This window comes from Lactobacillus sp. WILCCON 0059, assembly GCF_057197985.1.
Genome location: NZ_JBUBHN010000001.1, coordinates 1,137,999 through 1,160,335 on the forward strand (window position 1 = coordinate 1,137,999; position 22,337 = coordinate 1,160,335).

Below are 22,337 nucleotides of genomic sequence, written 5' to 3' on the forward strand. Positions count from 1 at the left end.
GATGGGTCTGAAAATCTATCGAATGCACTTTGATAAGGCGCATTTTGGTGACGGCTATCTTAATACTAGCGTTGGTCATTTTGAAGCGAGCAGACTGTTTAGTGCAATATGCCTGGAAGCTCTAAAGAATGACTGTTTGGATGAGTTCATTAAAGAAGCAAGTGAGGAAGATTTTGTCTTAAGTGACGCGTTCCCGTACGTTGATGAGCCATACTTGCCAAAGCCGGTTTCTTATCCAAGATCTAAGAGATTTAGCTTTGATAATTTCCAGCATGATGAGAATTATCAAAAGACAGCGGGCAGCTTATACGCGGTACCACTGTCTGAATTTAGTGATTTCATCAATGGTAAAGCTGATGTTGAACTGTTAGCCGCTAAGCAAGCCGCTTTCGCGGTAACGACTGAAGTAACTAAAAAAGGACAAGACCCTTATGAAGTAGCAGTTACCAGCTTTTCGGGTGATCTTTATGTTATCGCGAAGAGAAGTGAGCTGTTGAAAAAGCTGATGCTGAGTTTGCAGTTTAGTGGATTAGGCGGGAAGAGAAGCGCGGGTTATGGTGGTTTTAGATTAAGTATTATTGATTTGCCGACGGAAATGAAGAGACAAATTAGTACTGACAGCTATAGTGACCATAATCTCTTGCTGACAAGCAGTTTGCCGCATAATTTTGAACTGGAACAGGCCATGGCTTATGCAGCTTATGAGATTAAGAAAGACAGTGGCTTTGCTTATAGTGAAACGGAGCAGGAATTGCTGAGAAAGCAGGACTTGTATAAGTTTGCAGCTGGTAGTGTCTTTAAAAACACGTTTAAGGGATCTATCGTCGACGTCCGGCCGTCTAATTTTGCGCATCCCGTGTACAACTTCGCTAAGGGCCTGTTTTATAGTTTTGAGGTGTAGACATGAAGCAGTACAGAGAATTCGAATTTAAATTGAGAACTTTGGCTCCAGTCTTTATCGGCAGCGGGGAATTTTACAAGCAACGGGAGTACATTTATGAGAATGATGCTTACTATTTCCCTAATTTTGTAACCCTCTACTGCAAGCTTAGCTCAAACCAACGTCAGCAAGAAGCCTTTGAAAATTACCTCATGTCTTCAAGAAGACAAGAAAAGAATATGCGATTGGGTGAGTTCTTGCGCAGGATTAACTTTACTGACCGTGACTTGGGTGGTTATACGATCAAAGCTACCGGTGCTGAAGTAGAAAACAACGGGGATCCTGACCGATTAAATGAAATCGCGAAATTCATGAAAGACCCACAAGGCCGTCCTTATATTCCAGGTACTTCTTTGAAGGGGGCCATCAGAACTATTTTGATTAACACCAGTTTTAAAGGAGTTGATAAAATTCCTTGGGGCGGAAGCGATGATATTTTTCATGATATCCGCGTTTCAGACAGTGAACCGCTGGATCTTTCTTCACTAGTGATTACTAAGAAGTGGGATTACAACACCCGTAAAGATGGTCCTAATCCTTTGCCGCTTACCAGAGAGTGCCTTAAGCCTTACACCAAGGTTATTTTTACGATTACTACAGTTGGAGACGAGGCAGCGGAAATTATTAGTGGTTTGAGCAAAGCTGCTGATGAATTTTACAAACGCTACGAAGAAAGATTTTTGAAGGACTTAGATCCAAAATACCAGCAAAGTGGCTATAACCATCCAATTTATTTAGGTGGTGGCAGTGGTCTGTGGACTAAGGCAAATTACGACCGGATTAACATTGAGCAAATCAGGTCCCGCACTCCAAGAAAAATGAAGATGACGGGCAATGGCGTATTCAAATTGACCAAGGCCAAGCGTCAATCTTATCGCTTAAAGATAAAGGGTGTTATAGAGGAACGGGAACTGGTTGGAGAGAATGGCGGAGCAGCAGATACTAGAGATGGTATTGGCTTTTATGAAATGGGCAAGTGTTGCTTCACTATCAAAGAAAAGAAATGATGTATGAAGAATGTCCTGTATGTTGAAAACGTAAATTTTGTCGGTGTAAGCAAGTTTGGCGTCAAGACAACGAACTTGCAGGATCACACGGAAAAGTATTTTGCATATGAAGACCTTGACGTGATCATCTTTGACAATGTAAAAAGCTATTTGACCCAGCATCTGATTGAGAAGTGTGCGGAGAACAATATTATGCTGCTTTTTTGCGACAGTAAGCACTCGCCATTAGTGCTGTTTGATAACATCTATGGTCAGGAGCACAGGCTGGAGATGTTGCAAAAGCAACTGGCGCTTAGTGCAAAGGCAAAGAGTCGCATCTGGCATAAGATTGTTGTCAGAAAGATCCAAAATCAAGCTGATTGTTTAGAACTCTTGGAAAGACCAGGTGAAGATGTTGGCCTGTTGAGATCAGCAGTTAAGAATGTCACGGAGGGTGACAAACATAATACTGAGGCATACGCGGCTAGAGAATACTTTCAATCGTTATTTGGCAAGGACTTTAAGCGCGGCCGGTATGACGATTTGGTTAACGCAAGTTTGAACTATGGATATGCGATTATTCGCGCTTTGATTAGAAGAAAGATCGTTGTCCATGGCTTGGAACCGAGCTATGGGGTTAACCACCATTCAACTGAGAACCCGTTTAATTTGTCGGATGACTTGATTGAATGTTACCGGCCGCTGATTGATTATTCGATTGTGATGCATTTGCGGGAGCGTGACGTTGAGGATGTCGAGCTTACTCCAGAAGATAAACATGCGATTGTAGGCATAATGTTGGAAAAGTGTGTAATCGGAGACAAAATATTCCGAATCGGGGATGCAGTTGAAGAGACTATTAAGTCGTATTTGGCATGCCTACAGGCTGACAGTGCTAGCAGCTTGAAGCTGCCGACTTTCATTCAAGGGGGAAAATGATGGTACTTCTTTTAAGCTTTGATCTGCCTAGAAATACCAAAGAAGAGAGAAAGAAAGCCGCGGAATACAGGAAACGGCTGGTTGAGCTGGGATTTGATATGAAGCAATACAGCCTGTATGAACGGGAGGTAGAGTCAGACAGTACGAAAGACCATTTGATTGGAATTTTGAAAAAAGAAGTTCCAGATGATGGAATGATAACTCTATATCTGTTGCCAGATGAGGTGAATAACAAGCAGATTAACATTTTGGGTCCAGACGCACCAATGAAGGCAGTGTCAGTACCTAAGGTGATCGTGGTATAGCATCTGGTGTGGTATAATTTATATGTTCTCAATTAGCAGAGATGCTCTTTTTGCCCGGAAATTGGACAAAGAGGGACGCTGTTTGATGGGCGTTGACCAGGATTTAGACGAGACAAATGCTTGGGGATGCGCAACGTAATAACGTTTTAAACAGGATCTGCTAACAACTTATCTCCGCTAGAAGGAGACGAGAACGCTTGGTCAAGGCGTTGACTACTTTTTCTTTTACTGCAGCTAACAACTTATCTCCGCTAGAAGGAGACGAGAACGCCACGAGTTGTCAGAAAACGCTTGTGAATTTATTAACGGCTAACAACTTATCTCCGCTAGAAGGAGACGAGAACCAAGCATACGACCATAAAAGCCGGCTAGCAGCATGCTGAGAGCTAACAACTTATCTCCGCTAGAAGGAGACGAGAACCCAGTGCTAGACCTGCGGAGCTTTTTGTCGTCCACGTCCTGCTAACAACTTATCTCCGCTAGAAGGAGACGAGAACAACAACTGCTCTGCTTGATCCTTGATCACGGTATCGCCCGGCTAACAACTTATCTCCGCTAGAAGGAGACGAGAACTATTAGAATTTTTCCATCTCACGAAAAAGAAACCAGCTAACAACTTATCTCCGCTAGAAGGAGACGAGAACTCGAGAATCAACTGAACATCATCTAACAAGTGCTTAGGCAGCTAACAACTTATCTCCGCTAGAAGGAGACGAGAACTGCAATATCAAATTCATTTGAATTGATAATTACAAATTCGGCTAACAACTTATCTCCGCTAGAAGGAGACGAGAACACTGTTTTTCCTACTAACCTATCATTGTAAAAGTTTAATGCTAACAACTTATCTCCGCTAGAAGGAGACGAGAACGGCCCCTGTGAGCTACAGAATGTATTACAGACCTAAAAAGGACGCTAACAACTTATCTCCGCTAGAAGGAGACGAGAACCTTTCATTTTTTTAAGCCTCCGCTTTTTCTTTACGCTAACAACTTATCTCCGCTAGAAGGAGACGAGAACAACATTGCTTTTTTATTATCACTAAAAATCTTTTTGCTAACAACTTATCTCCGCTAGAAGGAGACGAGAACACATTTCCGGGACTTTCTTCAGTTTTCAAAGTACTAAGCGGCTAACAACTTATCTCCGCTAGAAGGAGACGAGAACTTAAGATAGTGTTTTCTTCCCGTTTCATGTACTCTTCAGTGCTAAGCTAACAACTTATCTCCGCTAGAAGGAGACGAGAACTTCGTCAATAAATTCACATGCTTCCGTAGACAAATAGCAGGCTAACAACTTATCTCCGCTAGAAGGAGACGAGAACACAATTGTTAAAAAGTCTAACATGATAATCACCTATCACTAATGCTAACAACTTATCTCCGCTAGAAGGAGACGAGAACCGCCCCGCGGCTTTCCATGTTTGAAAGCCCTTCACTTGCGCTAACAACTTATCTCCGCTAGAAGGAGACGAGAACAGTTGCCAATTTCTTTGATTACATAGCTTTCAAAGCTAACAACTTATCTCCGCTAGAAGGAGACGAGAACCCAGTATTAAAAAAAAAGTCAATGGGCAAGCCGTAGCCATGCTAACAACTTATCTCCGCTAGAAGGAGACGAGAACTTTTACCGATGAAGTTGCCAGTTCAACATACATGAAGAAACATCGTAAACAAAAAGTAAGGAGAAATTAATATGACATATAAACTGACCGAGATCCAAAAGCTTAATTTATATATTCGCTTGAACAAATTAAACAGTAAGATAAAGAGCTTATCGACTGACGAAGAGTGGGCTGATAATCGCAAGCAAATTGGCGAGGTACTCTACCAACTTAATTTAGTCGAAGATCCAACTGATATGAATGAAGTTGAAAAAGCGAATTTGGACTATATTAGAAAGCGGACAAAATCCATTATTCAGAATAGCGGGCGACAACCAATGGCTGCATACTTTATCAACCAAAAGGCACTAGACGAATTAGGCAACTTAGTTGACGAAGAAGACGAAAACTTTTACTCTGACTTTCATGACATGTTAGTTAATGATATGGCCGAATATGCAACAATTGTAAGAGATTTCGATTTAAAATTAGCTAAAGCCAAAGAAGCTAATGATACAAATTCCTACCGAGAAGAATATGCCAGACTTGATAATGCTAGACGGCGCCAACATGATGCAGTAATTGCAAATCTTGCAACCGCAAATAGAATTAACGAGTCGGAAGGCTTAGAGCCAGTATTAGATGTTGGCGATGGCAAATCAGTCCATGATGTGCATCGTACTGATGTTGGCAATGCAGTTATATCATGGCTGGCAGAAACCAACCATCAAGATGCCCAAGTGTAAAATGAGAATGTAGACGTTGCCTATGATTATAATCACGCATTAAAACTTAATACATTTCCGCTGGTTCAAGGCGAGAACAAATTGTAGCTAACAACTTTGTCTCCGCTAGAAGGAGACTAGAACTTTTATTCCTTACGGAGACTCATTCTGCTTTGCACATTACACAAACTTATCTCCGCTAAAAGGGGACGAAAACAATTAGAGAAGAGCGCTATATTATTAATCAACCTATTCTCAATACATAATCTCCGTTAAAAGGAGTCATAATAAAAGCGGCCAGTTGCTGGGTAGTATCCAGTTGCTGGCCGTTTTTCGTAAAAAATTCTCCTTCATCCCATCCAAAATGGACTAGACTGAATAAGAATCGGTGCTATGATGAAAGTAGAATTACTGATAACTGATACAGAAAATGGGCAAGAATCCAATATGAGGAGGCAGCGAGATGGTACAGAAAAATACCCGCGACCCCAAGAAAATGAGCAGCTACTTCTGGTATGAAGTGCCAATTCTTGTGGTCGTTACAATTTCAGGCTTAATCTACAACATTGGCATGGTGGCTGGACCATACTTTCAAGGGCAGCTGGTCCAAGGACTCTATAACCTGCTGAACCATAAGATCCTGGCCAACCGTTTAATCCAATTATCCCTTCTTTACATGCTGGTAATTGCCCTGGTTCAAGTCTGCCGGGCGATCAAACGCTTTAGCGTGCGGATTTTTGCCAACCATACTTCCCGCCGGATGCGGCGCTTGCTCTATAACGCGCTTTTGCACCGGCAATTCGGCGATGACACTGGCTCCCTTATGACCAAGGCCATCAGCGACGTCGACAGCTGCGTGGAGGGGATGCGGAAGTTTACCACGGAAATTTTTGACACTGGCGTCGTTATGATTGCTTACTTGGCCATGCTGCTTTACTACGATGTCCGCTTGACCATCTTAGCCTGCATGTTTACACCGCTAGCTTACGTGATCGCCAATGTCCTTAAGAAAAAAGTCGTCAAAGCCAACAAGGCCTATAAGGAGAGCGAGTCTGTCTTAAACACGATGACCCTTGACCGGATTGTCCACGCCATGACCTACCGGATCACCGGCCGGGAGCAAGCCCTTAATGATCGCTATGAAAAGCAGCTGACCGATTATGAGCAAAAAAGTGCCGTCTCCAATATTTTTGAAGGTGCTTTGACTCCGCTTTACGACGCCATTGCCATGTTTGGCATCGTCTTGATCATCTACTTTGGCGGCCGCAATGTCCTCCACATCGGCTGGAAGGCCTGGGACCTGGCCAGCTTCACGACTTTCTTAGCCTGCTTTACCAAACTCGCTACCAAGGTCTCCCACGCCGCTAAGCTCTTCAACGCTGTTCAAAAAGCCCAAGTCTCCTGGGTCCGGATCAGACCGCTGATGAGTGATCCGATCTATGACCATTATGAAAAAGAAGAGAAAGTAATTAACAAGCTCACTTTTGATCATGTGACCACTTTTTACCATGGCTACCCGGAAACCGCAGTCAAGGACATCAATTTTACCGCCTCCGCTAATGAAATCATCGGTATTACCGGCGAGGTGGCCTGCGGGAAAAGCCTGCTAGGTAAAGCCTTAATTGATGAAGCTGATTACCAGGGGCAGATTCTTATAAATGGCCTTGATTTCAAAAAGCTCTCTCCTCACTCTGCCCACCAATGGATCACCTATATGGGCCATGACCCCATGCTCTTGAGCGACAGCATCAAGAACAACATCTGCTTAGGCGATGACATAGACCTTGACCATTACCTAAAGCTGGTTTGCTTAGACCAAGAAGTAGGAGAGCTCAAAAATGGGCCAGATACCCTTATCGGCAACGGCGGGATGACACTGTCAGGTGGTCAGCAGCAGCGGGTTGCCCTAGCCCGGACCTTGGCTCACGCTAAGCCCATCATCGTTTTGGATGATCCTTTTTCCGCTGTTGACTACGCAACTGAACAGAAGATTCTGGATAATCTGAAAAGCCTTGAAGGCCATGTTATCTTGCTGATGACCCACCGGGTTGACTGCTTCAGCCAACTGGACCAGATTATCTTTATCCATGACCACCAGGTTACCGTTGGCAAGCATGATGACCTGCTAGAAAAGAATGCTGATTATGCAAAGTTGATTGAAGGGGGGCAGCAACATGCGTAATATCGCTAAAACAGTCATTCATGACCATCCCAAGAGTTTTATCTCCATGGTCCTGCTTATCATTTTGAGCATCATCACTTCGCTCTTGCCGCCCCTGGCTCTGGAGCAGATCGTCAACCATTTGACTGATCAAAAGGAGGTTTCCCTGCTTTTTGCCCTGGCCTACTTGGGCTTGATCGTCCTCTCAGACCTTTTTGCCTCAGCTCAGAATATCTCCATTACGATTTTTGGCCAAAAATTGACCCACGGCATGCGGAGTGCCTTAGTGCAAAAACTAAACACCATCACGACCGGTTATTTGACCAATCACGAAAGCGGAGCAATCGCCTCAGTCTTTGTTAACGACGCTGATACCATCAACAGCCTCTATAGCGAGGGAGTAGTCGGGATGATCGCTGACCTCTTCCAGCTGATCGGCCTGCTCTTTGTCGTCTTTACCCGCAGCATTGGTCTGGGCTTCATCATCTTAATCGTAATGCCCTTGATCTTAGTCATGACCAGGCACTTCCAGAAGGCCTCCCTGGCTTCCCAGAAGCAAAACCGGGCAGCCATCGCCAAGGTCAACCACCATATTCCCGAAACTCTTCGGGTTCTCTCCATGATCCATATCTTTGAAAAAGAAGACTACATGGAAGACAAGTATGATCAATATATCGAAGAATCCTACCGGGCCCAGAATAAGTCAAACTGGCTGGACAGCGTCTATTCACCAATCATCTTAACCATCGAAGCCGTCGTTATTGGCCTCTTGATGATTGGGGCTGCCCAAGGGCAGAAGATGCAGGCCTTTTTTGGTATCAACGCCGGCAGCGCCGTGGCCTTGATTGCCTATGTCGGGCAGATTTTTACCCCCTTGGAATCAATTGGCATGGAAATCCAGAGCATTCAAGACGCCATGGCCGGGATGAGCCGGATCCAGGACTTTTTAAATGAAGCAGACAGCAAACCGGACATCTATCAAGGGGAAGGGGACTACATTACTTTTGACCATGTCACCTTCGGTTACTTGCCAGACCAGCCGATTTTAAAAGACTACTCATTTAAAGTGGCAAAAGGCGAGCACGTAACCTTTGTCGGCCGGACCGGGAAGGGGAAGAGCACGATTTTTAAACTCCTTCTGGGCCTCTACCAGCCGCAAAAGGGGAAGATCCTGCTGGATGGCCATTCACCAGACGATCATCCAATGAATCAGCGCCATTTTTTGGCAATTTGCGAGCAAGGAGTTGCCCTGGTCGACGGGACGGTTAAAGACCAGATCACTTTATATGACGACACGATTACTACTGAGATGATCGACAAGGCGTTAGCCATGGTTGGCCTAACCGATATTGTCAAAAATCTTCCGCAAGGCTTGAACACACCGGTAAATGACATCAACCTCTCGCAAGGGCAGCTGCAGCTTCTGATGATTGCCCGCAGCGTTGTTTGTGACCCTCAGATTTTGCTATTAGACGAAATGACCGCATCCCTGGACAGGGAAACAGAAGCCAAAGTCCTCAAGGCAATCGATGCTGCCAGCAGCGGGCGGACGGTTCTGTCGATTTCCCACCGCCGCGGTGCCCATGACGGCCGCCTCATCAAGCTTTAAAAAAGCAACGATACACCAAAAACCCCTCTGGCATTTGCCAGAGGGGTTGCTTATTCTTAAATTTTCGCGATGGCGTCATCGATTGGGGTGTCGCCGCCGATCATTTTGATCAGCTTCTTATATGTATTCTTTTTGTCCAAAACGCCGGCCAGAACCGCGGCTACGTCTGGAATCGGGTTTGGCCCGGAATGTTCCGGATTCAGCTGAATTTTGCCAGTTGCCGGCTTTTCCTCCAAAACGCCGGGAGCTACGATGGTGTAATCCAAATTCGTGTTGTTGATCAGCCACTCGTCTGAGAAGAACTTGGCGATGTCGTAATCAATGATGCCGCTCAATGACGGTTCTTCCTGCCACTTGTCAGGCTCGGTCGCGAAAATCGAGCTCAGCTGAATGTAGCGCTTGACCCCGGCCTTTTCACTGGCCTGCATCAGCTTGACGGCACCAAAAGCGTCGGTCTGCAGCAGGTCTTTTCCCCGGGACCCCGCCAAAAAGTAGACAGCGTCCATTCCTTTGAGCCGGCTGGCCAGGTCTGAGACGCTCTCGTGCAGGTCAAGCATAAACGCCGTGACCCCCGGCAACTTGACGATTGAATCCTTGTGCCGCGAGCCGGCATACACCTCGTGGCCTTCTTTGACCAGGTTCTCAATCACGGCAGTCGCCACCCGGCCGCTTCCTCCAGCAATAAATACTTTCATCAGCTTTTCCTCCTGTTATTTTACTTGTTAAACGTATGATAACATCTACTAAAAAAATAACAAGCAATTGCCCTCGGCAGCTAGAAGCTGATGGTTCCTGGCTTGATTTCCTTACCATGGCAAGAGAGGGAGGCGATGCAGTTCGGTGAGAGCGACTGTTCTCTGATCCAGGCCAAGGATTTCTTTTGTGCTGCCTTGTCGGTGGAGATGCCAGAAGTAATCATTGCCTGCCAAGACTTGTCGCCATAGCCGCCATCACCATAATAAAGAAAGAATTTCCCATCATCTTGCGTGATCTTGGTTGCGACCAGGCCGTCGGTATGGCCAGGAATGTTGATCACGGCCGTCCCCAAAGACGTCATAAGAGCGCTTGAAGGGGCCTTGATCATCGTTCCATGGGCCTGCCTGCAGAGTTGGCGAACGGTAATCGTGCTAATGCTCTGATTCTGGGCAAGCGCGAAGAAGGCGGCCTTCAAGGCTTCTTTTACGGCTGGATCCGTCATGATTCTTCCCCTTTTTGTCCAAAGGACTTCTGAACCTTCTTCAAAAAGCGGTCAGCGATTGGGGAGAAGGTCTGGTATTTTTTCCAAACGAGATAAAGATTGGTCTCCAGTTTTGGCGTCAATGGCCGAAAGACCATCCCGCTTTCCGGGGAAGTGTCGACCAGCTTGTCAAAAGACAGGAGGTAGCCCAGGTGTTCTTTAGCAAAAACCGAGGCGTTGTAAACCAGGCCAAAAGACCCTTCCAAGTGGAGATCCTCCATTTTGTCCTTGGCCCAGCGGGGAATGTCGTTTTTCCAGCCCTGGCCTGAGCAGAAAAGCGGCAGGCCGACCAGGTCGTCAACGGAAATTGCTTCTTTTTGCGCCAAGGGAACGTCTGCCGGCATGACCACGCCCCAAGTGTCAGTTTCCGGAAAAATCAGTGATTCATACTTGCTAGTGTCGGGCATTTCCGCCAGGACGACGAAGTCCAACAGGCCCTTGTCCAGTTTCTCGGCCACTTGCGAAGTGTCGCCACTGGTAATGTGGTAGCGCAGGTCTGGGTAGAGCTGCTTGAAAGAGCTGATCTCCCGGGCCAGGAAGCTGATCTGGTAGGATTCGGCTAGGCCAAAGTACAGGTCTCCGCCCGTGATGTCATCTAGGGCCAAAAATTCCTGTTCAATCTTGTCGGCCATGGATACCAGGTCTTCAGCCCGGTTTCTTAAAAGAAATCCTTCGTCGGTCAGTTTGATGCTGAAGGACTGCCTGGTAAAAAGCTTCTGACCCAATTCTTCTTCCAGGGACTTAATGGCCTTGGACAGGGTTGGCTGGGTGACGTGCAGGCTCTCGGCGGCTCGGGTCATGTTCTCGTCTCTGGCTACCGCCAGAAAATAGCGTAAGGTCCGTATTTCCATTGTTTCCTCCCATCATTCTAAAAAGGAATATCATGTCATAGATTATAACCATTAGCGCATAAGTCTGCAAGGAAATATACTAATAATCAAGCAAGGCAGAAAAGCAAGGAGGTGTGGGATGGACTTGCCAGCAATCAAGCAAAATCTGGCTGACGCGGGCTGTGATGCAGCTTTGGCCGAGGAAATTATCAAAATGTGGGCCGGCGGGCAGTATGATGACGCTCTGCTGAAAATGAAGCTGGCCAGATGTCACGCATTGTGCGATCTGCATGCAAGCAGCCGTAGGGTCGATCTGCTGGATTATCTGATCCGGAAGACCGAAAAAGAAATCAAGCTGAAAAAATAGTAAATGGAGGCAAAAATCATGATGCAAACAGAAAAACTTAATCTGACTGAAGAATGGGACAAGGTCTTTCCTAAGAGCGACAAGGTTGACCACCAAAAGGTAACTTTCATCAACCACTTCGGCATCACTTTGGCAGCTGACATGTATACGCCAAAGGATGCCGCAGACAAACTGCCAGCCATTGCCGTTGCTGGTCCTTTTGGGGCTGTCAAAGAACAATCAAGCGGCCTTTACGCTCAAGAAATGGCTGAAAGAGGCTTTTTGGCAATTGCTTTTGACCCATCTTACACTGGCGAATCAGGCGGCAGTCCAAGAGGCATCAACAGCCCAGACATCAACGTCGAAGACTTCCAGGCAGCGGTTGACTTTTTGTCAGTGCAAGACAATGTTGACCCAGAAAGAATTGGGATCATCGGGATCTGCGGCTGGGGCGGAATGGCTCTGCAGACGGCTGCAATTGACACCAGAATCAAGGCAACCGTAACCTCAACCATGTACGATATGTCCAGAGTGACTGGCAACGGCTACTTTGACGCGGATGACAATGAAGAAGCCCGCCACAAGATGAGAGTTGCCTTGAATGAACAAAGAACTGCCGACTACAAGGCTGGCAGCTATGCCAAGGCCGGCGGGGTGGTTGACCCAGTTCCAGAAGATGCTCCGCAATTCGTCAAGGACTACCACGCTTACTACAAGACTCCGCGCGGCTACCACAAGCGCAGCGTCAACTCCAATGAAGGCTGGAACGTGACGACTTCTACTTCCTTGTTGAACACTCGCCTGTTTACCTACTCAAACGAAATCAGAAATGCCGTCTTGATGATTCATGGCGACAAGGCGCACTCATGCTACTTTTCAAAAGATGCTTACGCCAACATGATTAAGGACAGCAAGTACACCGACAACAAGGAATTGCTCTTGATCCCGGGGGCAAGTCACACTGACCTTTACGACCAAAAGGACATTATTCCTTTTGATAAGATCCAATCATTCTTTGACAAATACCTGAACTAGGCCAGAAATGAAAAAGCGGGCTAAGCGGCTGAAAAGTCTGCTGGTTGCTGGTGCTTCCCTTTTCCTTCTGACCGCCTGCGGCACAAGTGGCAGCCAGGAGCAGAGCGGCCGGAGCCAGAAATCAGCAAGCACTTCAGCAGTAAGGACCAGTTCAGCCAGACAAGGAGCAAAAATGCATTTGTATATCGGAAATAAGGAAATTCCAGTCAAATGGGAAAGCAATGACTCCGTTGCCGCACTAAAAAAGCTGCTTCCCTTGACCATCAGTATGTCGAAGTTTGGCGGCTTTGAGCAAGTAGGGAGTCTGGGCCATAAGATCGTCAGCAGCGATCGGCAGACCAAGACAAAGCCAGGCGATATCGTATTGTATTCGAGCAGGCAACTGGTCATGTTCTATGGTACTAATTCTTGGGCATACACGCGCTTGGGCCATATTGACCTAAGCAAAGAAGAAATCCGTGATCTGCTGGATCGGAACAATGTTACCGTAACCCTTAAATAGCAGGGCTTACGATGATTTTGAGGTAATAATGAAGCTGGAAGAATTTTTAGCATACGTAAACAGCGGGAAAAGGATTGTTGATCCTTCAGAAGAACTGGAATACAGCTCATATTTGACGCAAGAAGCCTTGAAGGTGACGATGGAGCTGAATAATGCTTATCATACGCGAGAAGAGGTGCAGAACTTGTTTGCCAAACTGACGAGTAGCAAGGTCAATCGCAGCTTGTCTTTGGTACCACCATTTTATACGGATTGCGGAAAGAACATCCATGTTGGAAAAAACGTGTTCATCAATACTGGTTGCACTATCCAGGACCAGGGCGGAGTCTATATTGGGGACGGTGCATTGATTGGCCACCATGCCATGATCGCGACTTTGAATCACGAGCAAGATCCAGCCAAAAGAGGGGAGCTGCTGCCAGCAGCAGTGCATATTGGCAAAAGGGTTTGGCTTGGCGCTAACGTCACTGTTTTGCCAGGCGTCACGATTGGTGATGGAGCGATTATCGCGGCTGGTGCAGTAGTGACAAAAGATGTTCCAGCCAGAACGATCGCGGCAGGTGTCCCGGCGCGCGTAGTGAAAGAAATAACTGAATAGAGGAGAGCAGCATTCTGGGAATAGGGATGCTGCTTTTTGTAATGTGTATTTTTTCAAAAAATATATTGTTTATACTAATAAGATGTATAATGGACTTGACCAACAGAAATTGACCGTGATATGTGATAGAAGGGGATGAGAAAAATTGTTTACACAGAAGCAAAAAACGATTGCCTATCGGGTTTTGATGGCAATTTACCTGGTTGCTTTGGGGCCAAATTATACTTTTGGCTACGCAACGCAAGACAATCCAAGCAACAATTTCTTCTTGATTGCTAATTTGCTGTCGATTGTCGCGCTGATTCTGGCAGCTGTTTGGATTGACCGGCCGAAGTTTTTCAAGGCAGTGTGTGTTATGATGGTGATTGTGGCCATCTTGGCGGTAGTTCAGCTTGTCTTTCCAGGGCAGTCGGCCTATGCAAGATATAGCAACGCTTGGGCAATCATTAATATTATCTGGGCTGTGTTAACCGTACTTTACCAAAAGCAGCAGCTTCAACTGAAGAAACACGCCTAGTTATTGACCGCCTTTAGTGCGGCTATTTTGATTAAAAGAGGAAAGAGATGGATACGAATACTGAAAAAATTAAAATGCTGCATGAAGCAGTGCAAGAGCTGGCGATCCTGCTACAGGACAGCAATGAGAATCCGGTCTCATTAAGCTTATATCTCCTTGATTTAGGTATTACTGATTCTAAAGTAAAAGATAAATTGATAAAGAAGACATATGAGCTTGTTCACAATGCAAAGGATCCAATGGCGTTGACTGTACATGATTTTCAAAAGGAATTTCATAAAATCAGCAATTTGATAACTGATGATCCCGATGCAACTGGAGCTACGCAATATATAGTGCTGTGGATCGGGATGCATCTTATTCCCAGAGTATATCCAGTTGCAATGAATTTATAGACGCCATTAGGCAATCAAAAAGCATGACTCCGTTAATTCGGAATCATGCCTTTTTTTAGCGATTTTTTCTGACGATGCTCTGTTCTACAGAGATAAAGTGATTCTTGCCGTCAACCGTGTGGTCGATCAAGGTGAAGTAAGTCGTGTCCTTGCTGTTTTCTGGTACCGCAAGGCGGGCGTTGTAGCCAGTAGCGATAAAGTTGTCCGCGATATCGTAGATATTTTTCAGCAGCAGCTCTTGCTGTTCATCATCGATACCAGAGAAGGATTCGTCCATCAAGATGATCTTCGGAGCAAGCGGATTGCTCATCTTCTTTTCGTCCAGTTCCAAGACGATCAAAAGTGGTTCAAGGATCGCCCGGCTTCTTTGCCCTTCAGAGAAGGCATTAAGCTTCCGGTCAGTCATCTTTTCCGTGGCGTCACCAGCATGACGGCGGAAGCTGATGTTAAATCTGTACCATTTCTTGTAGTCAAATTCCTCATAGAAGTGGTCAACCAGCTCATCCCTGGTCATCTCATCGTTATTGTCCTTAATGTAAGTCCAGAAGCGGTCCATCAAGAGGGTAACCGCGTTCTGGCTTTCCGGACTGTCGATAGAAGTATTCCCAAAAGCTGCCAGGTAGTCCTTTCTGTAGTCTGGAATTTCACTGAAGCTGGTATAGAAGGAGATGTGGCTTGTCTGTTCCTTTTCCTTCAAGGACTTGCTGATCTGTTTGGTTAAAGTAGTTGCTTCAGCCGTAGCCTGGCGGATCTTTTGCAGAATCGTCGAGTTGTTAAGGTAGCGGGCCAGACGCTGAACCTCATCGTCAGCAGAAGCTTGGAATGATTCAAGCTGCTGGCGAATATCGTCATAGAGCTTGCTGAGCTCTAACTCCTGTTCACCGTAGTAGTAGTGAACTACTGCAATTTCATGCAACAAGTTTTGGACTTGAACAAGCAGGTAGTCGCTGAGTTCAATGTCTTCAAATTCCAAACGCTTGCTGTTGTCGACCCGGTAGTCTGTTTCACCGTTAATGCTGTTAACGGCAATCATAGCCAGGTTGGCCTTATTTTGGTTGTTTGCTTTGACCTGCTCACTGTTCCAGTCGTTAGGGGATGCATCCTTGACCTTTTCAGTTAAATTCAGTTTTTCCAGCAGATCAGTTACCGCCTTGTACTCATGTCCTAGTTTTTCATAGGCTGCCTGCTTTTCTGGCAAACTCTCTTGGTAGTCAATAAGAAGGTTGTTTTCTCGCTCCAACTTGAATCCAATTTCGGTAAGTTGCTTATCAAGCTGCTTGAGCAGGTGATCCAGTTCTTCCTTTCTGGCCAATTGCTTTTTGGTTTCTGGATCATTCTGGATTTCTTCCAGTTGTTTTTCAAGAGTCTCAATCTGAGCTTTAATTTCAGTTAACCGGTCTTGCTTATCCTGGACCTGCTTTGTTTTTTCAGATAATTCAGCGTGAGCTTGCTTGATCCGGCTTTCAGCACTAGCCAGCCGGTCCTTTTGCTTAAGCAAGTCATTTTCTTGCATAATCCGCTGGATTTGCTTGTCCTGGTATTTGTCCCAGGCCAGACGGTAGTCAGCAAATTCCTTGCTCTCAGCTGGCAAATCAGGGCAGAGCTCGCTAGTAAGTTGTTCTTTTTGCCGGTGGAAGTCGGCTAACTGTACTTCCAGCTTTTCCTGTTTCTTTAAGCGTTTGTCTTGTTCATCTAGGGCATTATTATAGGCGATTTGTGCTTCGGTGACCTTGGCACTCTTCGGGAAAGCAGCAGGATCTGCTTGTTTAAACAGTTCTTGATAGCTGGCCAGCTTATCTGCCAGTTCCTCTAAGTGCAGCTTAACTTGATTAATTTCTTCCGTCAGCTGGGCAATCTGTCTTTCCCGTTCTTTTTGCCGGTTGCTTTCACCGATATGGGTGATCGCTGTGCCTTTTTCGCTATGCACCTTGACGCTGGCATAACTGATATGGCCGTCTTTAACCGCAACCGTTTGTAAAAAGGAGTTAACCCGATCATCTTGACTAACTAAGTAGTCGGCAAGAGTTGAGAGATCACCTTTATTTACATTGCTAGTATTGGCAGTAGAATTATCAGCTTCCAAGCCAGTCTTGATTTCCTGGCCATCAAAGATGGCATAGAGGAGGTTAGAATACTTTAAGTCGCTTTCTAGTTGTAACTGAAGGTCCCTTGGCACGCCTTCTTTAAAGTCAACCAGTTCAAAAAGCTGCTTGCCGTTCTTGAACTCTGCCGTCGTTTCCGGCTTTGGCTGTTCTTGCAGCTTTGCCAAGTCAGAGCTCAGTTGCTTTAACTGGGTCTTGTCAAGCCGAATGTCGTTCTTGGTCTCAGCGATGGCTTCTTGGTACTGACCTCTTGCATTTTCAACTAGATGCCGTCTGTCTTCATAGACCTCAAGGTCAAATTCTGTCACTTGGTCGAAGCTGATTTCTCTTTCCTTGAGCCAGGCACTTGTTTCTTGATCAAGTTCAGCCAGGGCAGAGGCAATGTTATCCGTGTAGACGGTCTCGTCAAAAGCCTTAATTTCTTTATTTACAATTTCTAACTTAGTAACCAACTCTTGGTTTTGCTTGGCCAATTTCTCCAGTTCTTCTAAAAGCTGCTTTTGCTTATTCAGCAGTTCCTTAGCATCCGGGTACTTTTCTTCAAAGTCCGCTTGAATTTGATACTTGGCGAGCTCTGACTTGATCGTTGCCAGGCGGCCTTCAAGAATAACGAGAGCGTTCTTCTCTTTTCTTGCGTCCTCGGTATAAGCGAGCAAGCGCTCTTCTGCATTCTTGTGGTCCTTTTGGGCTGATTCTAAATCTCTTTCCCGGTTGTCTCGCTCATTTTTAGTTTGATCGATCTCACGTGACAACTGGTCAAGGTTCTTAGCATCAATCACGGTCTGCAGAGCTTGCCGTTCACCTTCTTTAGCCTTTAAGTCCTGACTGACACTTGCCTGGTCACTCTTCAGCTGGGCGATTGCTTCCTCAGTTTCAGCTAGTTTGTTCTTTAAGGCTTCAAACTTCTCTCGCTTCTGGCCCAACTCAGTTTTAGCCTTGCCGTAGAAGTTCTGGATCTGGGCCAGAGTTGGCTTGTTAGTCAGAGTTTCCCATTCTTCAGTCTTGGCCAAGGCATTGTTCAGCTTGTCCAGAGCAGCCTTTTTCTTCTCTTCTTCAACCATGGCCAGAGCGTTGTCGATAAAGTTTTCAACCGTTGCCCGGTCCGCGTAGTGGCTGAGATTTGGTAGGGCAGTCTTTAAGGCGCTGTCCAATTCAGCCGTGCTGCCAGTTTGCTTTAGTGGCGGCTTTTCAAAAGCAGCCAGGTGCTCAAAGTACTCTTGCATCTCGCTTTGTGAGGTAAAGCCAAAGAAGAGCTGGTTGATGGCATTTTGGTAGTCAGCCTGGGTCTCGTAGCGTCGTTCAACATATGGCTTAACGGCCCCGCGGAATTCCGGCCAGCTGGTCGAGTAGGGGAGATCATCACCTTTAACGCCTTGCTTTAAGACGTAGTAATAGTGGTTAGTGTTGGATCCGTCTGCCGACTTGCTGTAAGCCAATAGCAGGGTCTGAATCAAATCGTCTGCCTTAAATTCAACCCAGGCAAAGCCAGCTTCACCGGCCTTGATGTAGTAGTCCAAACTTCTCTTGTTGTCGACAACCCGCATGCTGCCTAAGAAGATCGTTGGGAAAAGGGAGAGCATGGTCGCGGTCTTCCCGGACCCGTTTTCCCCGTTAAATACAATCGACTGGGTATTAGCGTCAAAAGTCTGATTTCTGTAGTTGAAATAGTTGTAGAAACCAAAGCGGTTAAGCTTATAATTCGTCATCAGTCATTTCCTCATCTTTTACGATTAATCCGGTTAAAGAAGTGGTAAACCAGGTATCCTGTTCTTTAGTCAAAAGGCCGGTATCCTGCTCTTTAGAAAGCAGACCAAAATAGGTCAGTTCATTCAAGAGTTCACTTACTTTCATCTTCAAGCCAGTTGATTTCTGTGATCCGGTCATGGTCTTGTAGCTGCCAGTCTGCTTGGCCAGGTTAACTAATTCTGGCAGCTGAAAACTGCTCTGTCCGCTGTCGTTGATCAATTGGACCAATTCAACTGCCATGGCATCCAGCTTGCTTTGCACTGTGTTAGGAAAATCCAGTTGGGAATAGTTGAGCAGGATAAAATAGTCGTCAACGTTGACTAGGCGCAGGCCTTGCCTTGTTTCATGATTAAAAAAGGGTTCAAAAGAATTCTGCAGGTAGTTGTACTCATTTTTGCCCATGTTTTCCTTACGGAAGAAGCCGTTTAGCAGGAGTTCTTGCCGGGCAAGATCATTGCCAGTCTGCATCCCTTTCTCCAAATCAATCGGATCTTGTGGCTTTGGCTGCTTAGTCAAGACATACAAGGAGTCCTTGTCATCCTGGTCCCGAAGCTCAATCACTCCGTCATTTTCCAGCTTGGCAATGACTGGCTTCAAGTACTTGGACAGTTCCACTGAACTTGCTTCTGACAGATTTTCTTTGTCATTGATATAAGCCACGATATCCTGATAGAGGATGGTCATGCCTGTTTGCAGGCTGGATAATCTAGCTAAAGTTTCGTAGTAGACCCGGTATAAGAGGGGATCAGCCTGGACCCGCTTGTCAGCCTCAATGCCAACCGGCCGGGTCTTGGAGTAAGCCCGCAGATGCAGGTCCTGGTCCAAGACCAAATTGAACTTGTCTTTCAAATATTTGCTGATCGCCAGGCGGTTTTGCCGGATATAAGTGGTCGTCTTGCCAGCCAGAAGATTCGGCATGACCTGGCTCCAGTCTATTTCTGCCATCTGCTTTTTACCTCCAGTCTGCAATTGCATAAAATCAAGCTCTGTTTCGGTGATTCAATGGTCATGTTTTCCGTTTGGAATTGCTTGACCAGAAGATAGTCGCCAGTCGTAGCGCTCGCACTCAATAAGTCACCGTCAGCTGAGAAGCGGTAGTCAAAATGGCTTTGCCCCAGCAGCTTTTGCAAAAAGGCAAACTCTTCATCAGTCAAATTAGTTAACGGCTTATTGATCAGGTTCTGTCCTAGTTGGGCCTGCTTGGCTTTTTCCGCCGCGTGCCGCTTTTGTTCAGCAGCGAGTTCAGCTTTTTCCTTATCTGTCAGTTCCATGGACCGGGCTAGTTTCACTTCGGCCCGCTTGCGCTCTTTTGGCGTGAAGTTGTAGTGGATCTTCTCATCATCCAGGCTGTAATTGGCGTGCTTGGACATGTACCAATGGTGGTAAACTGGAGTGCCTTCATATTGATCAAAAAGGAGGGCCATTTCCTGGGCGGTCATGCCAGCTTGAAAGCTCTGAGCCTGGGCTAAAAAGCGTTCAGCCCGCTCCTTGCTGACCTGGATTTCCCGATTTTGGGAGATAAGGTCGATCAAGGCAAAGAACATGTCGCTCAAACGGTCTAAAAGGCTGGCGTAGAGGCCGCTGCCGTCCCGTTCACTTTGGGCAATGTCTGCGATATTGCCGGACATGATTTCGGATAATTCATCGCTGCTTTTAGTAGCGTTGAATGCCAGGAGTTCATCTGCCAGGGGCTGGTAAAAGAGCTTGGGACCAATCTTTGTCTGGCTTTCTTCTAAAGCAAAAATTGCTTCCAGGACTTCTGGGATCTTGCTTTCAACCTTGTCGAGCACTTCCTTGACCACATCCCGCAGCTTAAACAACTCCTGGTTCAAGTCGCCAGTGGTATTGGCATCAGTTTCCAGACGGAAGACCTGCATGTTAAGATCATGAATGTTGGTCGCGAAGCTGTCGATCCGGTTCTTCAGCCGGTTGTAGATACCATTGTTATAGCCGAAAGACAGGTCGTAAAGGGAAATGCCGTCTTTAAAGAGCTGCTGCTTGAGTTTCAGATTCTCTGGATCCGTCAGCAGGCCCTCAAGACTTTCCTTCAATTCCCGTAAATTCTTGATCAGTTCATCGGTTTCCGTCATGGACAGGGATTCTCTGATCTGCTTTTGCAGGTTGGCGATCTTGTCAAATGCCTGGAAGAGTTCCATGCTTTCGCTGGTCAAGGCGTAAGCCGTGGTCTGCATGGCTTCTTTCATCGACCGGGCCTTAGCCTGGTTGGTTAAGGGGATCGATTTTAAGTTTTTGCTCTCTGACAGTTTCTTGAGGATCTTAGTGACTTCGTCATAGTCGGCTGAAAGCTGCTCGCTAAGCTGGAGGGGAGTATATTCACCCATGGGGTGGCTGTTTAAATAGACGACAATGTCCCGGGCCAGGCCTGGAGAAGACACGGCTTTTAAAAATCCGTCAGCTTGGGACATGAAGCTTTGGTTATCATAAAAAATCATGGATGGCCTCTTCAAAAATCACGCGTTTCTTTTTCTGGATCAAGGATAATAGTTCCTGCAAAGCTGGATTTTCTACTTCCTTGATCTGCTTGTCTTTTGCCGGCGGGACGCTGGCTTGGTAGTGCTCTTTATAGGTCTTCAGATCCATATTAAGAAGGTGAATCTCTGGGAATTCTAATAAAAGATTGTCTGCAATTTTGATCCCGCTTTGGTCCAAATCACCAGAATAGTAGAGCTGGCAGGAATTTGTAAGCAGGCGTTTGATCAGCTTCTTCGTGGCAAGGTTGACCTGTCCGCCCGTGCAAACAAAGGCCCGGTCTGGAAACTTGCTGGCTAGTGCGGTAGTTACGCCGGAGTTTTCATGCAGGTAAACCTTGATCTTTTCCGGTAAAACAATTGTGTCAATGTCCGGAAGGGCAATGATGTCGTAGGTCAAAGGAGTGTCCAGCAGGTTAGCGGTCATTGCGAAATTGTAGAGTTGATCGGGATAGACGTTGAAGTCTTCTAAAGTTGCTTCTTCGCCAAGCTGGGCTTGGATGATTTTTTCCAAAAGTCCGCGGCCCCGTCTTCCCCGGTCAAAGGCATGGGGATCGCCTAGCACTTGTAAGGCAAAAGTTGGCAGCAGGACTCCTTCGGCTGGCCTCTCCCAGGCCTTTGCCATCTTTTGGTAAAAGGGCAGGTCGCTGATGATTTGTTTCTCTGAGAAATTTTCGGCAAGAAAAACCGCGTAAGCAGGAGCTACGTTTTCTTTGAACTTGTTTAATTTAAGCTGGTCAGAACTGGCTTTTTGCTTGCGTTTGTCCTTTTTAGAAAGCAGGGGGCCGTATTTGTCTTCCAGCTCTTGATAAACTTCAGCTGGACTCACGTTATATTGCTTGAAAATTTGGTAGCAAGGGATGCTGTAATTGCCGTCTTTATCAAGTTTGGCCTTAGTCAACAGGCCGAGGTCGAGCAGGTCAGCCTTGGTCAATGTAATCCGCCAATTTTTAAGCTGCTGGTCTTCGCCTTTTTCAAGATAGAGGTCTCTGGTCAGAGCAAGCCAATCGATCATGATTTTCGTTCCTTTTCCTTCCAAGCTAATTACTTTTAACTGCTCAATAATCTAAGCATAGAACTTCATCATTTCAATGATACCAGATAGGGCAGGGCTTTAGCGGGAAAAGAGAATCTTCTTTATGATTCCATCGCTTCGGATCCAGAATATGGGAAAAGGCCAAGAAATTAAAGAGGGGGCTAGTTGAATTTAGTCTGGCCCATAAGGCTATTTTTACAGTGCAAATATAGTGTAAAAAACTTGATATATCAAAG

At 46.0% G+C, this 22,337-nt stretch carries 20 protein-coding genes and 1 CRISPR repeat array; of the genes, 13 read left to right on the forward strand and 7 right to left on the reverse strand.

Annotation, left to right across the window (positions count from 1 at the left end):
- Position 1: 1 nt before the first annotated feature.
- The 7 genes from csm4 to ACYVUT_RS05470 all read left to right on the forward strand — a co-directional run bounded on the left by csm4 (position 2) and on the right by ACYVUT_RS05470 (position 9,268).
- Entirely contained in the window at positions 2–901 is a 900-nt protein-coding gene (gene csm4, locus ACYVUT_RS05440) for a type III-A CRISPR-associated RAMP protein Csm4 (RefSeq protein ID WP_484500208.1), read from the forward strand.
- 2 nt (positions 902–903) lie between these two features.
- Positions 904–1,947 (forward strand): type III-A CRISPR-associated RAMP protein Csm5, encoded by a 1,044-nt coding sequence (csm5, locus tag ACYVUT_RS05445; protein WP_484500209.1) that lies wholly within the window; start codon positions 904–906, stop codon positions 1,945–1,947.
- Positions 1,948–1,950: 3 nt separating this feature from the next.
- The gene (gene cas1, locus ACYVUT_RS05450; protein WP_484500211.1) at positions 1,951–2,865 is read left to right on the forward strand and encodes a type II CRISPR-associated endonuclease Cas1; all 915 of its coding nucleotides are present in this window, start codon (positions 1,951–1,953) and stop codon (positions 2,863–2,865) included.
- Positions 2,865–3,170 (forward strand): CRISPR-associated endonuclease Cas2, encoded by a 306-nt coding sequence (gene cas2 / locus ACYVUT_RS05455; protein WP_484500889.1) that lies wholly within the window; start codon positions 2,865–2,867, stop codon positions 3,168–3,170. Before cas1 ends, cas2 begins: the two co-directional genes overlap by 1 nt.
- Positions 3,171–3,329: 159 nt before the next feature.
- A CRISPR array of direct repeats spans positions 3,330–4,794; the repeat unit is 36 nt; unit sequence GCTAACAACTTATCTCCGCTAGAAGGAGACGAGAAC.
- A gap of 71 nt (positions 4,795–4,865) precedes the next feature.
- On the forward strand, positions 4,866–5,519 hold the full coding sequence (locus ACYVUT_RS05460) for a hypothetical protein (protein WP_484501617.1): 654 nt from the start codon (positions 4,866–4,868) through the stop codon (positions 5,517–5,519).
- Between the two features lie 442 nt (positions 5,520–5,961).
- Positions 5,962–7,680, forward strand: coding sequence for an ABC transporter ATP-binding protein (locus ACYVUT_RS05465; protein WP_484501618.1), 1,719 nt, complete (start codon positions 5,962–5,964; stop codon positions 7,678–7,680).
- A complete protein-coding gene (locus tag ACYVUT_RS05470) occupies positions 7,673–9,268 on the forward strand; it encodes an ABC transporter ATP-binding protein (RefSeq protein ID WP_484501619.1) in 1,596 nt (531 codons plus the stop codon). Before ACYVUT_RS05465 ends, ACYVUT_RS05470 begins: the two co-directional genes overlap by 8 nt.
- A gap of 56 nt (positions 9,269–9,324) precedes the next feature.
- Here the strand turns inward: ACYVUT_RS05470 and ACYVUT_RS05475 are convergent, their stop codons facing one another.
- The 3 genes from ACYVUT_RS05475 to ACYVUT_RS05485 form a co-directional block, all read right to left on the reverse strand.
- Positions 9,325–9,963, reverse strand: coding sequence for an NAD(P)H-binding protein (locus ACYVUT_RS05475; RefSeq protein ID WP_439775642.1), 639 nt, complete (start codon positions 9,961–9,963; stop codon positions 9,325–9,327).
- Positions 9,964–10,043: 80 nt separating this feature from the next.
- The gene (locus tag ACYVUT_RS05480) at positions 10,044–10,466 is read right to left on the reverse strand and encodes a hypothetical protein (protein ID WP_439775641.1); all 423 of its coding nucleotides are present in this window, start codon (positions 10,464–10,466) and stop codon (positions 10,044–10,046) included.
- Positions 10,463–11,356: a LysR family transcriptional regulator gene (locus ACYVUT_RS05485; protein WP_484500216.1), complete on the reverse strand. Its 894-nt coding sequence runs from the start codon at positions 11,354–11,356 to the stop codon at positions 10,463–10,465. The genes ACYVUT_RS05480 and ACYVUT_RS05485 overlap by 4 nt, the downstream gene beginning before the upstream one ends.
- Positions 11,357–11,474: 118 nt before the next feature.
- Here ACYVUT_RS05485 and ACYVUT_RS05490 point away from each other — a divergent pair, with 118 nt between their 5' ends.
- From ACYVUT_RS05490 to ACYVUT_RS05515, 6 genes are all read left to right on the forward strand, one after another.
- Complete coding sequence (locus ACYVUT_RS05490) at positions 11,475–11,702, forward strand: hypothetical protein (protein ID WP_439775639.1); 228 nt, start codon at positions 11,475–11,477, stop codon at positions 11,700–11,702.
- A 21-nt stretch (positions 11,703–11,723) separates the two neighbouring features.
- Positions 11,724–12,716, forward strand: coding sequence for an alpha/beta hydrolase (locus ACYVUT_RS05495; RefSeq protein WP_484500890.1), 993 nt, complete (start codon positions 11,724–11,726; stop codon positions 12,714–12,716).
- Positions 12,717–12,723: 7 nt separating this feature from the next.
- Positions 12,724–13,218, forward strand: coding sequence for a cyclophilin-like fold protein (locus ACYVUT_RS05500; RefSeq protein WP_439775638.1), 495 nt, complete (start codon positions 12,724–12,726; stop codon positions 13,216–13,218).
- Between the two features lie 28 nt (positions 13,219–13,246).
- Positions 13,247–13,816 carry a sugar O-acetyltransferase gene (locus ACYVUT_RS05505; protein WP_484500218.1) on the forward strand — a complete coding sequence of 190 codons (570 nt, stop codon included), beginning with the start codon at positions 13,247–13,249 and terminating at the stop codon, positions 13,814–13,816.
- A gap of 145 nt (positions 13,817–13,961) precedes the next feature.
- Complete coding sequence (locus tag ACYVUT_RS05510) at positions 13,962–14,333, forward strand: hypothetical protein (protein ID WP_484501620.1); 372 nt, start codon at positions 13,962–13,964, stop codon at positions 14,331–14,333.
- 47 nt (positions 14,334–14,380) lie between these two features.
- The gene (locus ACYVUT_RS05515) at positions 14,381–14,728 is read left to right on the forward strand and encodes a hypothetical protein (protein ID WP_484500221.1); all 348 of its coding nucleotides are present in this window, start codon (positions 14,381–14,383) and stop codon (positions 14,726–14,728) included.
- 55 nt (positions 14,729–14,783) lie between these two features.
- Here ACYVUT_RS05515 and ACYVUT_RS05520 read toward each other — a convergent pair whose 3' ends face one another.
- From ACYVUT_RS05520 to ACYVUT_RS05535, 4 genes are read right to left on the reverse strand one after another with little or no spacing between them, the layout of a single operon-like run.
- On the reverse strand, positions 14,784–18,536 hold the full coding sequence (locus ACYVUT_RS05520; RefSeq protein ID WP_484501621.1) for an SbcC/MukB-like Walker B domain-containing protein: 3,753 nt from the start codon (positions 18,534–18,536) through the stop codon (positions 14,784–14,786).
- Positions 18,523–19,521: a hypothetical protein gene (locus ACYVUT_RS05525; protein ID WP_484501622.1), complete on the reverse strand. Its 999-nt coding sequence runs from the start codon at positions 19,519–19,521 to the stop codon at positions 18,523–18,525. Before ACYVUT_RS05525 ends, ACYVUT_RS05520 begins: the two co-directional genes overlap by 14 nt.
- Positions 19,509–21,029, reverse strand: a complete 1,521-nt coding sequence (locus ACYVUT_RS05530) for a hypothetical protein (protein WP_484501623.1) — start codon at positions 21,027–21,029, stop codon at positions 19,509–19,511. Before ACYVUT_RS05530 ends, ACYVUT_RS05525 begins: the two co-directional genes overlap by 13 nt.
- Entirely contained in the window at positions 21,016–22,080 is a 1,065-nt protein-coding gene (locus ACYVUT_RS05535; RefSeq protein WP_484501624.1) for a DUF2399 domain-containing protein, read from the reverse strand. Before ACYVUT_RS05535 ends, ACYVUT_RS05530 begins: the two co-directional genes overlap by 14 nt.
- Positions 22,081–22,337 lie beyond the last annotated feature (257 nt).

Excerpts from the sequence above, each read along its gene's own strand:
- ACYVUT_RS05515 (WP_484500221.1), top strand. The coding sequence starts at position 14,381 with ATGGATACGAATACTGAAAAAATTAAAATGCTGCATGAAGCAGTGCAA.
- ACYVUT_RS05475 (WP_439775642.1), bottom strand. The coding sequence starts at position 9,963 with ATGAAAGTATTTATTGCTGGAGGAAGCGGCCGGGTGGCGACTGCCGTG.
- ACYVUT_RS05485 (WP_484500216.1), bottom strand. The coding sequence starts at position 11,356 with ATGGAAATACGGACCTTACGCTATTTTCTGGCGGTAGCCAGAGACGAG.
- cas2 (WP_484500889.1), top strand. The coding sequence starts at position 2,865 with ATGGTACTTCTTTTAAGCTTTGATCTGCCTAGAAATACCAAAGAAGAG.
- ACYVUT_RS05500 (WP_439775638.1), top strand. The coding sequence starts at position 12,724 with ATGAAAAAGCGGGCTAAGCGGCTGAAAAGTCTGCTGGTTGCTGGTGCT.
- csm4 (WP_484500208.1), top strand. The coding sequence starts at position 2 with ATGGGTCTGAAAATCTATCGAATGCACTTTGATAAGGCGCATTTTGGT.
- ACYVUT_RS05530 (WP_484501623.1), bottom strand. The coding sequence starts at position 21,029 with ATGATTTTTTATGATAACCAAAGCTTCATGTCCCAAGCTGACGGATTT.
- ACYVUT_RS05525 (WP_484501622.1), bottom strand. The coding sequence starts at position 19,521 with ATGGCAGAAATAGACTGGAGCCAGGTCATGCCGAATCTTCTGGCTGGC.
- ACYVUT_RS05470 (WP_484501619.1), top strand. The coding sequence starts at position 7,673 with ATGCGTAATATCGCTAAAACAGTCATTCATGACCATCCCAAGAGTTTT.
- ACYVUT_RS05490 (WP_439775639.1), top strand. The coding sequence starts at position 11,475 with ATGGACTTGCCAGCAATCAAGCAAAATCTGGCTGACGCGGGCTGTGAT.
- ACYVUT_RS05495 (WP_484500890.1), top strand. The coding sequence starts at position 11,724 with ATGCAAACAGAAAAACTTAATCTGACTGAAGAATGGGACAAGGTCTTT.
- ACYVUT_RS05505 (WP_484500218.1), top strand. The coding sequence starts at position 13,247 with ATGAAGCTGGAAGAATTTTTAGCATACGTAAACAGCGGGAAAAGGATT.
- ACYVUT_RS05480 (WP_439775641.1), bottom strand. The coding sequence starts at position 10,466 with ATGACGGATCCAGCCGTAAAAGAAGCCTTGAAGGCCGCCTTCTTCGCG.
- csm5 (WP_484500209.1), top strand. The coding sequence starts at position 904 with ATGAAGCAGTACAGAGAATTCGAATTTAAATTGAGAACTTTGGCTCCA.
- ACYVUT_RS05520 (WP_484501621.1), bottom strand. The coding sequence starts at position 18,536 with ATGACGAATTATAAGCTTAACCGCTTTGGTTTCTACAACTATTTCAAC.
- ACYVUT_RS05535 (WP_484501624.1), bottom strand. The coding sequence starts at position 22,080 with ATGATCGATTGGCTTGCTCTGACCAGAGACCTCTATCTTGAAAAAGGC.
- cas1 (WP_484500211.1), top strand. The coding sequence starts at position 1,951 with ATGAAGAATGTCCTGTATGTTGAAAACGTAAATTTTGTCGGTGTAAGC.
- ACYVUT_RS05465 (WP_484501618.1), top strand. The coding sequence starts at position 5,962 with ATGGTACAGAAAAATACCCGCGACCCCAAGAAAATGAGCAGCTACTTC.
- ACYVUT_RS05460 (WP_484501617.1), top strand. The coding sequence starts at position 4,866 with ATGACATATAAACTGACCGAGATCCAAAAGCTTAATTTATATATTCGC.